The 13,845-nt window shown below is 74.7% G+C and carries 7 protein-coding genes and 1 pseudogene; all 8 read right to left on the reverse strand.

What is annotated here, in order from left to right:
* Positions 1-11: 11 nt before the first annotated feature.
* The gene (locus CIK06_RS17395; RefSeq protein ID WP_232533688.1) at positions 12-1,019 is read right to left on the reverse strand and encodes a hypothetical protein; all 1,008 of its coding nucleotides are present in this window, start codon (positions 1,017-1,019) and stop codon (positions 12-14) included.
* Positions 1,016-2,404, reverse strand: coding sequence for a hypothetical protein (locus tag CIK06_RS17400; RefSeq protein ID WP_232533689.1), 1,389 nt, complete (start codon positions 2,402-2,404; stop codon positions 1,016-1,018). Before CIK06_RS17400 ends, CIK06_RS17395 begins: the two co-directional genes overlap by 4 nt.
* Positions 2,401-2,706, reverse strand: a complete 306-nt coding sequence (locus CIK06_RS17405; RefSeq protein WP_095565719.1) for a DUF6403 family protein — start codon at positions 2,704-2,706, stop codon at positions 2,401-2,403. Before CIK06_RS17405 ends, CIK06_RS17400 begins: the two co-directional genes overlap by 4 nt.
* Positions 2,707-2,744: 38 nt before the next feature.
* Complete coding sequence (locus CIK06_RS17410) at positions 2,745-3,557, reverse strand: 2-keto-4-pentenoate hydratase (protein ID WP_095565720.1); 813 nt, start codon at positions 3,555-3,557, stop codon at positions 2,745-2,747.
* Complete coding sequence (locus CIK06_RS17415) at positions 3,554-4,537, reverse strand: class I SAM-dependent methyltransferase (RefSeq protein ID WP_095565721.1); 984 nt, start codon at positions 4,535-4,537, stop codon at positions 3,554-3,556. The genes CIK06_RS17410 and CIK06_RS17415 overlap by 4 nt, the downstream gene beginning before the upstream one ends.
* Before the next feature lie 42 nt (positions 4,538-4,579).
* On the reverse strand, positions 4,580-5,611 hold the full coding sequence (dmpG, locus tag CIK06_RS17420; protein WP_095567924.1) for a 4-hydroxy-2-oxovalerate aldolase: 1,032 nt from the start codon (positions 5,609-5,611) through the stop codon (positions 4,580-4,582).
* Positions 5,608-6,498 (reverse strand): acetaldehyde dehydrogenase (acetylating), encoded by an 891-nt coding sequence (locus CIK06_RS17425; protein WP_095565722.1) that lies wholly within the window; start codon positions 6,496-6,498, stop codon positions 5,608-5,610. The genes dmpG and CIK06_RS17425 overlap by 4 nt, the downstream gene beginning before the upstream one ends.
* A 65-nt stretch (positions 6,499-6,563) precedes the next feature.
* Positions 6,564-13,779: pseudogene (locus CIK06_RS31235) on the reverse strand (amino acid adenylation domain-containing protein).
* Positions 13,780-13,845: the final 66 nt, after the last annotated feature.

Genomic DNA, 13,845 nt, shown 5'->3' on the forward strand with positions numbered 1-13,845 from the left:
GATCGGCGGGGTCACCGTCCGGTTCGGACCCGGCGGTCGCCGCCGTCGCCGGTGCCGGCGGCCGGGTCGGTCCCCGCGCCGGCGGTGTCGGTCCCGGCGGCGCCCGTCCCGGCGGCGGTGCCGGCGAGTTCGTGGGCGCGCCGGCTCAGCCGCTCGACCCGCTCCCCCAGCCGGCGCAGCGCGGCCGGATCGGCGGGGTCCAGCTCGGTCACCCGGTCCAGCAGCGCGGTGTAGTCCCCGGCCAGCCGCTGGAACGCCCGCCTGCCCTTGGCCCCGTCCCGCCACAAATGGCTCCGGTCCAGGTCGATGATCTGTTGGGCGAGGACGGCCGTGGCGGCACCGAGCGTGGCCCGCTCGTCGGCGTACGCGGCGCGCCGGACCCGCCGCTGGTCGGTCAGCCGGGCGGCACGCCGCCCGCCGAGCCACAGCAGCACCGCCCCGGTCACCACCCCGGCGACCGCACCCGCGGCCAGCAGGTAGCGGGGCAGCGACGGGCTGACGGTACGCGCACCGTCCGGCACGGTCCCCGCCCGGACCAGCAGGTCGTAGTTGAGCACGACGACCTTCAGCGCCTCCAGCGGCCGGTCGACGAAGTTGTCCGCGCCGCGGGCGATCGTGCTCTCCGCCACCACGGCCCGGCCGAAGTTCTTGGCGCCGCCGCCGGCGAACTTCGCGCAGCCGTAGGTGTCCCAGTCGTCCTCCGCCCGGCTCATCGCCAGCACCAGGGTGCCGCTGGCGGCCCGGTCGACCCGGTGGCAGGCGTCGCGCAGGTCGGCGTCGGGGGCCATCATCAGCACCACCAGCCGGCGGTTGCCGATCACCCGCTGCGCGGCGGGCACGTCCAGGTCCACCCCGGGCGCCGCGTACACCGACGAGGAGCGCACCTGCCGGGCGACCGGGCCGTCCAGGACGCCCGCGGACCAGAGCGCCCAGCCGGCCAGCGCCAGGCAGGCCAGCACGGCCCGGCCGAAGGGGGTGCCGACGAGGCGGCCGAGCATTCGTCGCGGCGCACCGGTCACGCCAGCCTCCCCCGCAGGTAGACGTCGGGTCGGTAGCCGGGCATCCGCACCAGTTCGGCCACCTCGTCCAGTTCGCCCGTGGCGTCCGCCAGCAGCCCGCGGACGTGCAGCGGAGGCAGGCCGGCGTCCAGCGCCTCGCGGGCCGCCCGGAGCCGGCCGATGGCGCGCACCAGCGCCGGATTGCCGCGGGCGTCGGTGAGCAGGGACAGCTCCACGGCCAGCGCCGAGAGCCCGGCGAGCCGGGCCGGCAAGCCACGGCCGCCCGGAAGGCCGAAGCGGCCCGCGCCGCGCACGGTGCGGATCGACAGCGCCACGAACCCGGCCACACAGGCCGCGAAGATCCACGGCAGCGCCGGCAGCGCCACCCGCAGCGGGTCGAACGGCCGGTACGGCAGCGGCCGGTCGAACAGCCCCGTGTACCGCACCTCGGTGACCCGGCCCAGGTAGGCGCCGAGCACGTTCTCCTGCGGGTACGCGTACCGGCGCAGCCGGGAACCGAACTGCGCGTAGAAGCTCGACCCGGCCACCTCGGCGAAGTCCGCGGCGCCCGGCCCGTGGTACTCGACCCAGCCGCCGTACATGATCACCAGCGGCTGGTCCGGTGCCACGCGGTTCAGTGCCGGCCCGTACGCCGAAAGCGGTGTGCCGTACGGCTGGGCGGGCAGCACGACGTACCAGGCGGGGGTGCGGAACGCGGTGCCGGCGGCCTTCTCCGGCAGCTGGCTCAGCGTCGCGCCGGGGGCCACGTACCGCCCGTCGGCGCGCAGCGCGGCGAGCACCGGGGCCAGTTCGGCGCCGGTCGGCTCCCGCCAGCGCAGGTCGTCGCGGTCCGCGGGCATCGGTTCGTCGTGCTGGGCTGCGATGAGGGTGAGGATCTGGCTGGTCACGTCGCCGGTGGCGAACTCGGCCCGCCAGCCCGGCAGGTCGTCGGGGCTGGCGATGTACATGCCGCCACTGGTCTCGGTGCCGATGATCCGGATGGCGGCGTTCTCCACCGCCTTCACCCGCTTGCGCTCCGCCTCGTCCAGCCCCGGCGGGGCGACCAGGATCCGGATGTCCCGCGTCCCGATGGCCGCCCGGACCCGCTGCTCGTCCCAGCGCGCCACGGCGCCGGGAAGCCGGACCACCGGGTCGGCGGCGACGAGCGAGGTCATCTCCTCGGTGCTCGGCACGTCGGCGTCGCCCAGCTCCCCCGCCGAGCCCTCGGTCAGGGTCGCCCGGGTCGGCGAGTTGCCGTAGCTGACCCGCACGCTCTGCCGCTGCGCCAGCAGGAAGACGACGAGCACCAGCACCGCCGCGCCGAGCAGCGCCCAGCGCAGCAGGCCGGCGGGAACCCGGCGGGCGTAGCCGGCCACGCCGGTCGCGAACTGTCGGCCGCCGGTCACGATCCGCTCCGCCACAGCTCGTCGGCGCGGCGGGCGTAGCCGGCCGCCGTCCGGGCCGCGTCCGCCCCGCCGCGGGCCGCCGCGAGCAGTTCGGCGCGGGCCAGCAGCCGGTCGGCCTCCGGCAGCGGTGCACCGGCGGCGTCCCGGCTGACCGTGGCGCTCTCGATCGCCGCCCGCGCACCGGACCAGGCGACCCGCCGGTCACCGTCGCGGACCCGCAGCCGGGGCAGCAGGACCGCGAGGAAACCGGCGGCGACCAGCAGTACGGCACCGACCAGCCAGGTCAGCGCGAAGAGGGTCATGCGGCACCGCCGTTCCAGGAGATCCGTGGGGCTCCTGTCTAGCGCAACGCCGCCACCCCGCCGCGAGCAGGGGTGGTGGTCAGCGACACGGTGCCCAGGGTGCCGAAGCTGGCCCGTACCGTGTCGCCCGGCAGCAGGTCCACGGCCGCGGCGAGGGATCCGGAGAGCACCAGTTGCCCGGCGCTGATCCCGGTGCCGAAGCCGGCCAGGATGCGGACCAGGCAGGCCACCGACTCGGCCGGGTGGCCCAGCACGGCGCGGCCGTCGCCGGCGACCCGGTGCCGGCCGGTGTGCAGCCGCATCGTTTCGGCCGCGAGGTCCGTCGCGCCCGGCGGGACGCCGGCACCGACCACGGCCAGCGCCGACGAGGCGTTGTCGGCGACGGTGTCCACCAGTCCGATGCGCCAGTCCTGGATCCGGCTGTCCAGCACCTCCAGCGCCGGCAGGACCTGCGCGGTGGCGTCCAGCACGTCGCCGGCGGTGACCCGCGGCCCGGCGAGATCCTCGGCGAACCGGAACGCGATCTCGCCCTCGACCTTCGGCGAGATGAACCGGTCCAGGTCCAGTTCCACGCCGTCGTCGTGCACCATCCGGTCGGTCAGGTAGCCGAAGTCCGGGTGGTCGATGCCGAACATCGACTGGATGGCCTCGCTGGTCGCACCGATCTTGAGTCCGGTCAGGACGGCGCCGGCGGCCAGGTCCAGCCCGCGCAGTTCGGTCTGGATGGCGTACGCGTCCGCGAGGTCGAGGTCCGGGTGCCGCTTGGACACCGGGGGCACCGGCCGGCGGGTCCGGCCCGCCCGCCAGAGTTCGCGCGCCAGCTCCCGGTGCAGCGCCGCCGGGGCGGTCATCGGGTGGCCACGAAGAGCCGGCCGCCGGGCACGCGCAGCGGCACGCACTCGGTCTTCGCGAAGCCGGCGTCGGCGAACGTGTCCAGCCAGTCCCGCTCGGTCGGCAGGTGCACGTCCATGAAGGTGGCGTGCAGGTAGCTGAAGAGCGCGCTGAACCTCCGCTCGGGTCCCGGCGCGTAGGAGACCGCGTCGGCCACCGCCAGGAAGCCGCCCGGTGCCAGCGCGGCGCGGCAGGTGCCCAGCACGGACCGGGCCACCGCCGGATCGGCCAGCACGTCGTGCAGGACGAAGCAGGCCAGGACGGCGTCGGCGCCCTGGACCGGTCCGGGGTCCTGCACGAGAGACTCGACCGGACGCTCGACCACCCGCAGCCGGTCCTGCACTCCGGCGGCGACGGCCGCCTCCCGGGCCGCCTCGCAGGCACGCCCGCTGATGTCCAGCGCCACCCCGGTGCGGGCCGGGTCCTGCCGCAGCAGCCGGATGAGCAGCCCGCCGGCGCCGGCGCCGAGGTCGGTCACCCGGCGTGCCCCGGACGAGACGACCCGGTCGACGATCGCCGGATAGAACGCCTGCTCGCCGATCCACCGGGAACTGAGCGCGACCCGCCGCCCGTCCCGCCGGTGCACCCGGCCGGCCGCTTCCGGGTCGGTCAGGAACTCCCGCGCGTGGCCCAGGAACGGTCCGTTGGCGGTCATCGACCAGGAGACGTAGCCGGCCGCGTACCGCTGGTCCGGGTAGTCCTCGGCCGGCTGGAACCGGTTCGGGATCTCGGTGCCCACCACCAGGCCGGCGGCCAGCAGCGCCGCCAGGTAGTCGGTGACGTTCTCCAGCGGAAGATCGGTCAGCTTCGCCAGGTCCGCGGCGCTGAAGGTGGCGCCCGAGTCCAGCAGTTGATCCGCGCCGATCTCGGCGCCGATCTGCAGCAGCGCGGCCGTCGCGGCCAGGTCCGCCGCGACGGCGAGCGAGCCCTTGTGTTCCATTGTTCCTCCCGTACCGCTTGATGCGATCTGTGCCGATGGTGGTCAGTTCGGGCCGGGCATGTCCCGGTCGGCGGCCAGCGCCATGGCGACCTCGATGATGGTGTCCTCCTGACCGGCGACCACCCGCCGCCGGCCCAGTTCCAGCAGGATCCGGCGGGGGTCGACCCCGAAGCGGGTGCTCGCCCGCCGCACCGGCGCGGCGAATCCGGAGAACACCCCGGCGATGCCGCTGGCGATGGTGACGCTGTCGTTGGTGGGCACGTGCTTGATGAAGCGCTCCTGCGCCACCTCGGCCGCGTCCAGCGCGCCGAAGAGCTGGATGCCGGTGGCGACCTGCTCCACGTGCAGGTTGGCCGCCACGAGTTCGATCGGGGCGTTGCCCGCCCCGGCGCCGAAGCCGCGGGCCGTGACGTCGACGATGGTCGCCCCGGCCCGGACCGCGGTCATGCTGTTGACCACCGACATGCCGAGGTTGTTGTGCGCGTGGAAGCCGACCTCGATGTCGAGGCACTCGACCAGTTCGCCGACCTTCTCCCGGACCTGCTCGGGGGTGTACGCCCCGGCGGAGTCCATCAGGATCACCGCCTCGGCGCCGTAGCCCTGCATGAGCCGGGCCTGCGCCACGAGCTGCGCCGCGGTGGCCATGTGGCTCATCAGCAGCATCCCCTTGACCGCGACGCCCATCGCCCGCAGCATCGTGATCTGCTGCCGGGTGACGTCCGCCTCGGTGCAGTGGGCGCCGACCCGCACCTCGTCCACGCCGCAGTCCAGCGCCGGCCTGAGGTCGCGTTCGACGCTGGCGAAGCCGGGGATGGACAGCGCACCGAGCCGGGCGGTGCGCAGCTCGGCCTTGGCGGTGCGCAGCATCTCGGCGTCGCTGATGGCCGCCATGCCGACCTGGATGGACGAGGCGCCCAGGCCGTTGCCGTGGCCGACCTCGACGACGTCCACGCCGGCCGCCTCCGCCGCCCGGGCGTACGCGCTGATGTCCGCGCGGCCGAGCTGGTGGGCGACCGCGTGGTTGCCGTCGCGCAGCGTGGTGTCGCAGACGCTGAGTTTCGGTCCGCCGCTCATGCCCGCCACCGTTCCGCCCGCGCCTCGGCCACCGCGAGGCCGGCGCAGGTGATGATGTCGAGGTTGCCGGCGTAGCGCGGGAACCAGTCGCCCCGGCCCTCGACCTCCACCATGATCGTTACCCGGTCCCCGGCCGCCACCGGCGGCACGACGACGCGGTAACCGGGGACGTACGACATGATCAGCTTCTCCATCATGGAAACGGACGCGCGCAGCGCGTCCAGGTCGATGCCCTCGGCCGCCGAGACCGCGATGGAGTTGCGCATCACGATGCCCGGGTCGGCCGGGTTGATGACCAGCACGGTCTTGGTACGCCGCACCCCGCAGAACTCGGTGGTCGCCTGCTCGGTGGTGTGCACGTACTCGTCCAGGTTGGCCCGGGAGGCCGGGCCGACGCTGGCCGAGGCGCTCGCCGAGACGATCTCCAGGTAGTCGATGCCGGCCGCGGCCTCGGCCATGCAGTGCGCCATCGGTACCGCCGCCTGCCCGCCGCAGGTGACCATGCTCAGGTACTGCTCGTCGAGGCAGTCGTCCAGGTTGAGCGCCGGCACGCAGAACTTTCCCAGGTGTGCCGGGGTGAGGTCGACGAACGGCAGCCCGGTGGGTGCCACCAGCGACCAGTGGTGGGTGGCGTCGTTGGCCGAGGTGGCGTCGAAGACCAGGTCGATGTCCTCGACCCGGGCGGTGACCGCGTCGATGCCGTCCGTGCTGGTGGGCACGCCGTGGCTGTCGGCCAGCTCGATTCCGGGCGAGCCGGCGCGGCGGCCGGCGAACAGCGTGCAGGTCAGCAGGGGCGACGCCGCGACCTTCAACAGCAGGTCGGTGCCGATGTTCCCGGTGCCCACGATGGCCACGCGAAGCGGTCTCGGGCTCGTCTGCGTACTCATCCAGTCCTTCCTCTCACCGGCCGCGCCCGGCGGGCGCGGCCGGCATCCATGAACCGTGACAACCGTCAGCCCTCGCCGAGTACGTCGGTGACGACGCGGGCAAGATCGAGGACGTGCGGCGGTTTCATGACGCTGAAGTGGTCGCCCGGCACCCGGTGCACCCGCACCCCGCCGAGGCACAGTTCGCCCCACCGGGCCAGGTAGTCCGGGTAGTTCTGGCCCGAGGTCACCTCGTGCTGGCCGCAGGCCAGTTCGTCGCTGACGATGAGTTCCAGCCGCCCCGGCCAGGGCCGGTGCCGGTACTCGACGTCCAGTTCCATCACCTCCCGCCAGATCCGCACCTGCCGGGGCCACGAGTCGCCCACCCCGCGCTCGGGCAGCCGGATGCCCGTCTCCTCGTTGACGTCGTCGACCAGGTGCTCCAGCAGGTCGAGGATCTCCCTGCGGCGCTGCGGCGTGTCGGCCGCGTCGCCACCGGTGCCCACCTCGTGCAGCAGCCCCTCCAGCCGGCGGATCAGGGCCAGCTCGCGCCAGGCGTCGGACCGCGTGTGGATGTCCAGGCCCGGGTCGAGCAGGATCAGCGTCACCTCGTGCCCGTCCGCGACCAGCCGGTGCGCGATCTCGCTGGCGATGCCGCTGCCGCCGCACCAGCTGAACAGCCGGTACGGCCCCTGCGGTTGGACCTGGCGCAGTTCCCGGTCGTAGCGCTGCGCCATCGCCGCCGTGCTGGGCGTCCCGTCCGGGTGCGGGCCGGGCCATTCGAACGCGGCCACCGGCTGATCCGGGTGCAGGTGCGGGGCCAGCCGCAGGTACCAGTGGGCGCTGCCGCCGCCGGGGTGCACGCAGAACAGCGGCGGCCGGCCGTCGCCGTCGCGGCGCAGCCACATCATCGCGCCGCCGGCCGCCGTCGGATCCAGCAGCGTCGCGGCCAGTCCGGCGACGGTACGGTGCTCGACGAACGAGCCGAAGGTCAGCTCGTAGCCGTGCCGGCTGCGCAGCGTGGCGGTCAGCCGCATCATCGCCAGCGAGTGTCCGCCGAGGTCGAAGAAGTCGTCGTGCACGCCGATCCGCAAGACGCCCAGCACCTCGCTCCAGGCGGTCGCGAGGTGCTTCTCGACGTCCGAGCGCGGGGCGACGTACTCGACGTCGGTCACCGGCCGGGAGCCGTCCGGGGCCGGCAACGCGGTCCGGTCGACCTTGCCGTTGCGGGTGTAGGTGAAGTCGTCCACGCACAGGTAGTGGTGCGGGACGAGATGCTGCGGCAACCGTTCGCGCAGGTGGTCGCGGAGCGCGGCGGCCGAGGGCCGCGTCCCGTCCGCGGGCCGGGTGTAGGCCACCAGCGAGGCGTCCGGGGTGCCGGCCCGGTGCACCGCGACCACCGCGGCGGCCACCTCCGGATGGGCGGTCAGGGCGTGCTCGATCTCGCCGAGTTCGATGCGGAACCCGCGCACCTTGACCTGGTGGTCCCGGCGGCCGTGGAAGTGCAGGGTCCCGTCGGGGTCCCGGGAGACCACGTCGCCGGTGCGGTACATCCGCGCGCCCGGCCGGTCGGCGTACGGGTCCGGAACGAACCGCTGCGCGGTCAGTCCCGGCCGGTTGAGATAGCCGCGCACCACCCCCGCGCCGCCGAGCACCAGTTCCCCGCGTACCCCGGGGGCAGCAGGCGGAGCTGGTCGTCGACCACGTAGGCCCGCACGTTGTCCAGCGGCAGCCCGATCGGCGGCGGCGCCGGGTCGGTCCCCAGTTGCGCGACGGTGGCCACCACCGTGGTCTCGGTCGGGCCGTACGCGTGCAGCACCCGTACCCGTTCGGCCCAGCGCGCCGCCTGCTGCGCCGTGCACGCCTCCCCGCCGGTGGTCAGCTCCCGCAGCCGCGGGAAGTCCGCCGGGTCGAGGCGGTCCAGCAGCGGTGGCGGCAGGGTCATGTGGGTCAGTTCGGCGGCGTGCCGGCGAAGGTCGCCGGGGTCGGCGTCCGGCGGCGGCAGCACCAGCGTGGCGCCGTTGGCCAGCGCCAGCAGGATCTCCCAGACGGAGGCGTCGAAGCTCGGCGAGGCGAACTGCAGCACCTGGTCGCCGGCGCCGGCGCCGAGCACCCGCCGCTGCGCGTGGCAGAAGTTCAGCACCGCGCGGTGGGTGACCGCGACGCCCTTGGGGCGCCCGGTGGAGCCGGAGGTGTAGATGACGTAGGCGAGGTTGTCGCCGCCGGGCCGGGCCACCGGTGCCGGCGCCTCCGGGGTCGCGGTCGGGGTCGCGGTCGGGGTCGCGGTCGATGTCGCGGTCGATGTCGCGGTCGGGGTCGCCGCCGGTGCCGCGGTCGGTGTCGCGGTCGGTGTCGGCGGCTCGCCGGCGGGGTCGTCCACCAGCAGCGTCGCGGCCGTGCCGGCCAGCGCCGGGGCCAGGGCGGCGTCGGTCAACACCGCCACGGGCGCGGCGTCGCGGACCATGTCGCGGATCCGCTCGGCGGGATATCCGGGGTCCAGCGGCAGGTACGCCCCGCCGCTGCGCAGCACCGCCAGCATCGCGACGATCAGGTCGACGGTGCGGGGCAGGTGGATGCCGACGACCGTGTCCGGCCCGACGCCGAGCGGGGTCAGCCGCGCGGCCAGTCGCCGGGACCGCTCCTCCAGCGCGCCGTAGTCGAGCGTGGCGTCGCCGTGCCGCAGCGCCACCGCGGCCGGGTCGGCGGCCGCGTGCCCGGCGATCAGCTCGTGCACCAGCGGCTCGGTCGGGAACGGCTCGACCGGCTGGTGCGCCGCCACCGCCCAGGCCCGGTCGGTGGCGCTCAGCCCGATGTCCGTGTCGCCGTCCGGGTCGGCGGCCATCGCCTCCAGCACGTGCCGGTAGGTCCGGCCCAGCAGCTCCAGGTAGGGCGTGTCGATGTGCGCGGGCCGGGCGCCCAGCCGCAGCGTTCCCGGGAAGGTCCACACGTCCAGCCCCACGCTGCTCGGGCTGAAGTCGTCGATCATCTCGACCGACTCGCCGCGACCGTCCAGCACGTGGAAGTCCAGGTACGAGAAGCCCACCGCCAGCAGCGGCCGGCCGTTGCCCCACTCGCGCTGCATGGACGGCAGCGGGTAGCGCCGGTGCGGCCACAGCCGGGCCTCCCCCGCGAACACCTCCTGGACCAGCGCCCGCCAGGTGGCCTGCGAGGTGTCGGCGGCGAACGGCACGGTGTTGAGGAACATGCCGAACACCTCGTCGCCGCGCAGCCGCTCCGGCCGGCCGTTGCACAGCAGCCCGCTGAAGAACCGCTGCCGGCCGGTGGCGATGCTCAGCGCCTTCAGGTGGGCGGCGTGCAGCACGCTCTTCAGCGAGGTGCCGGCCGCCGCGGCCAGCCGGCGCAGCCCGGGACGCAGATCGGCCCACGGCACCTCGACGATGCCGGCCGGGGCCGCCGAACCGGTGCCCCACTCCGGCGGAAGTTCGAGCCGGTCCGAGCCGGTGATGGTGTCCGCCCAGAAGTCCCGGTCCGCCGCCGAGGCCAGGGCCGCGCGCTCGCGGGCCACGAAGTCGGCGAAGCGTACCGCCGGGGTGGCGGCAGGTCGGGCCGTTCGCCCCGGCGCAGCGTCCGGTAGAGCGAGACCAGCATGGCCACCGTGGAGGTGTGGCTCCAGCCGTCCAGGATCGCGTGGCTCTCCGAGTGGGTCAGCCGCCACTGCCCGTCGCCGAGCTGGTGTACGTGGTACCGCAGCAGCGGGGCCTCGGAGATGTCGAACGGCCGGACGCGCTCGGCCCGCAGGTACGCCCGGACCGTCTCCTCCTGCTCCTGCGGGGACAGCCCGCGCAGGTCGTCGTAGCCGATGGGCAGGTCCACGCGCTCGTGCACGAGCTGCAACAACTCCGAGAAGCCGGACAGGTCGAACGAGGTGCGCAGGATCTCGTGCCGGTCGGTGAGCAGGCCGCCGGCCTCCCGCAGCACCTGGAGGGAGAACGGCAGGGGGTCGCTGATCTGGTAGCAGGAGACGTTGCGGTAGACCGGCCGGTCCCCGCCGGAGAGCATCTCGAACAGCATCCCGGCCTGGTTCTCGGTGATCGGGTAGGCGTCCGCCAGACCGGCCGGCAGCCGCTCCCGGTCCGCCGCGCCGACCAGCGCGAACGGCTCGACCGCGGCGGGTTCGACCGGCTCCGCCGGCCCGGTCGGGGCCACGACGCCGGCCAACTCGGCGACGCTCTGGTGGCTGAACAGGTCCTGGACCGCCACCGACAGTCCGGCCGCGCGCAGCAGGCCGACCATCCGGATCGCCCGCATCGAGTCGCCGCCGAGCAGGAAGAAGCTGTCGGTCACGCCGAGCGTGTCGATGCCCAGCGCCGCGGCGAACGCCTCGGCGATCCGCGCCTCAAGCTCGTTGCGCGGCGCCACCCGGTCCCCGCCCGCCCCGGCGCGGACCGGGTCGGGTGCCGGCAGGGCACGGCGGTCCACCTTGCCGCTGGTGGTCAGCGGCAGCGCGGGCAGCGTCGCCCAGCGCGCCGGCACCATCGCGTCCGGCAGGCGCTCGCGCAGGTACGCCCGTACCGGATCGACCTCGACCGGTCCCACCAGGTAGCCGACCAGTTGGTCGGCGTGGACGGCCACCGCCGCGGCGCTGACGCCGGGCGCCTCGTGCAGCACGGACTCGACCTCGCCCAGTTCGATGCGCTGGCCGCGGATCTTCACCTGGTGGTCGATCCGGCCGAGGTACTCGATGCTGCCGTCCGGGCGGTACCGGGCCAGGTCGCCGGTGCGGTAGAGCCGCCGGCCGGGCGCGGCGGCGAACGGGTCGGGGACGAACCGGTCGGCGGTCAGCGCCGCGCGGCCGAGGTAGCCCCGGGCCAACTGCACCCCGCCGATCAGCAGCTCACCCGGTACGCCGACCGGGACCGGCTGCAACCGGGCGTCCACCACGTACGCGGTGGTGTTGGCGATCGGGCGGCCGATGGTGACCGGCTCGCCGGGGACGCAGCGCGCGGCGGTGACGTCCACCGCGGTCTCGGTCGGGCCGTACAGGTTGTGCAGTTCGCCACCGATCCGGTCGAGGGCGGCCGCGGCCAGGTCCGGCGGCAGCGCCTCGCCGCTGCAGATCACCCGGCGCAGCGACGGCAGCGGCCCGACCGGCTCGGCCAGGAACGCCCGCAGCATCGACGGTACGAAGTGGACGGTGGTGATGCCGGCGGCCCGGATCTCCTCGGCCAGGTAGGCCGGATCGCGGTGCCCACCCGGGCGGGCGAGCACCAGGGTCGCGCCGGTGATCAGCGGCCAGAACAGCTCCCACACCGACACGTCGAACCCGACCGGCGTCTTCTGCAACACCCGGTCCGAGCCGTCCAGCCGGTAGGTGTCCTGCATCCACAGCAGCCGGTTGACGATCGCGCGGTGCTCGATCAGGGCGCCCTTGGGCTGCCCGGTCGACCCCGAGGTGTAGATGACGTAGGCGGCGTTGCCCGGTTGCGGGCCGCGGGCCGGCTGCCCGCCGGCGCCCGTCCGGTCCGGGGCGGACAGGTACTCCCCGTCGATCACCAGGCGGGCGCCGGAGTCGCGCACCATGAACTCGCGGCGCGCCGCCGGGTGGTCCGGGTCCAGCGGCAGGTAGGCGGCACCGGTCTTCAGGATGGCCAGCATCGCCCGGACCAGGTCCAGGCCACGGGGCAGGCAGACCGCGACGACGGACTCCGGCCCGACGCCCGCGTGCCGCAGCCGCCGGCCGATCGTCGCGGCCTCGGCGTGCAACTGCCGGTAGGTCAGCTCCTCGGCGCCGGAGCGCAGCGCGACCGCGTCCGGGGTGCGCTCGGCCTGCGCCTCCAGCAGCCCGGTCAGGGTCACGTCCGGGCAGTCCGTCGCGGTGTCGTTCCAGTCGACCGTGAGCTGGCGCCGCTGCGCCGGGCCGAGCAGGTCCAGCCGGTCGACGGGGACGTCCGGCCGGGCCACGGCCTCGGCCAGCAGCCGGCCGTAGTGCGCCGCCATCCGCCGGATGGTGTCCCTGTCGAACAGCGCGGTCGCGTAGTTGAAGCCGATCCGCACCGACCCGTCGGGCCGCTGCGTGACGGCCACGGTCAGGTCGAACTTCGCGCTGCTCTCCCCGACCGGGATCCGCTCGATCTGCACGCCGGCGGCCGCGGAGCCGGCGGTCTGCGCCTCGTCCCAGACGAACATGGTGGAGAACAGCGGGCTGCGGGACGGGTCCCGGTCGGGGGCCAGTTCGTCGATCAGCCGCTCGAAGGGCAGTTCCCGGTGGTCGTGCGCGTCCAGCGTGGCGGCCCGGACCCGATCCAGCACGTCGGTGAAGGACGGGGCTCCGGAGAGGTCGACGCGCAGCACGACCGTGTTGAGCAGCAGGCCGATCAGGTCCTGGACCTCGGGCCGGTCCCGGCCGGCGATCGGCGCCCCGACCGCTATGTCGCGCTGGCCGGTGTAGCGGGACAGCAGCACCACGAACCCGGCCAGCAGCGCCTGGTACGGCGTGGCGCCGCAGGAGCGGGTGAGCCGGCGCAGCGCCTCGGCGGTCGGCCCGGCGAGTTCGATGGAGAGCAGGTCACCGGCGGCGTCCCGGACCGGCGGTCGCGGCCGGTCGGTGGGCAGTTCCAGCGGGCTCAGCCCGGCCAGCCGGTCGCGCCAGTAGCGCAACTGCCCGGCCAGCCGCGCCTGTTGCGGCGCCGAGCGCTGCCAGAGCGCCAGGTCGGCGTACTGCAACGGCAGCGGCGGCTCCTGCGCCGGGCGGCCGGCCACGGCGGCGTCGTACCGCCGGGTCAGCTCGGCCACGAGGACGCCCTCGGACCAGCCGTCCATGGCGATGTGGTGCACGGTCAGCAGCAGGGCGTGTTCGTCGGTGTCCAGCCGGGCGAGGGTGGCCCGCAGCACCGGGCCGGTGGCCAGGCTCACCGGGTGCCGCTGCGAGGTCGCGAGGGCGGCCACCCGCCGCTGCCGCTCCGCCGGGTCCAGCGCGCGCAGGTCGACGGCGACGAGTTCCACCGGTCCCGGCTCGTCGACCACCTGGACCGGCTCACCGGCCAGCACGGGATAGCGGGTCCGCAGGATCTCGTGGCGGGCCACGATCCCGTCGAGTGCGGTGCGCAGCGCGCCGGTGTCCAGCCGGCCGCGCAGCCGCAGCGCCGTGGTCACCAGGTATTCCGTGCCGCCCGGTCGTAGCTGGTCGAGCACCCACATCCGATGCTGGGCGTACGACAGTGGCACGGCGTCGGGCCGGACGGCGGGTATGATCCCGCCGCCGCGCGTCGGCGCGACCTCACCACGCAGCCGACGGCGCATCAGCTCCGCTCGAAGTGCCGTCCGGTCCAGGGTCTCGGTCATAGCGCATCCTCCTCGGCACCAGCCTCCCCATCGGCCGGCCCCGGCCGGGAGAGAACAATCCGCTGC

Origin of the sequence: Plantactinospora sp. KBS50 (assembly GCF_002285795.1) — a bacterium.
Lineage (GTDB): Bacteria > Actinomycetota > Actinomycetes > Mycobacteriales > Micromonosporaceae > KBS50.

Coding starts and splice junctions, on each gene's coding strand:
- CIK06_RS17410 (WP_095565720.1), bottom strand. CDS start 3,557: ATGACCGCCCCGGCGGCGCTGCACCGGGAGCTGGCGCGCGAACTCTGG.
- CIK06_RS17415 (WP_095565721.1), bottom strand. CDS start 4,537: ATGGAACACAAGGGCTCGCTCGCCGTCGCGGCGGACCTGGCCGCGACG.
- CIK06_RS17405 (WP_095565719.1), bottom strand. CDS start 2,706: ATGACCCTCTTCGCGCTGACCTGGCTGGTCGGTGCCGTACTGCTGGTC.
- CIK06_RS17425 (WP_095565722.1), bottom strand. CDS start 6,498: ATGAGTACGCAGACGAGCCCGAGACCGCTTCGCGTGGCCATCGTGGGC.
- dmpG (WP_095567924.1), bottom strand. CDS start 5,611: ATGAGCGGCGGACCGAAACTCAGCGTCTGCGACACCACGCTGCGCGAC.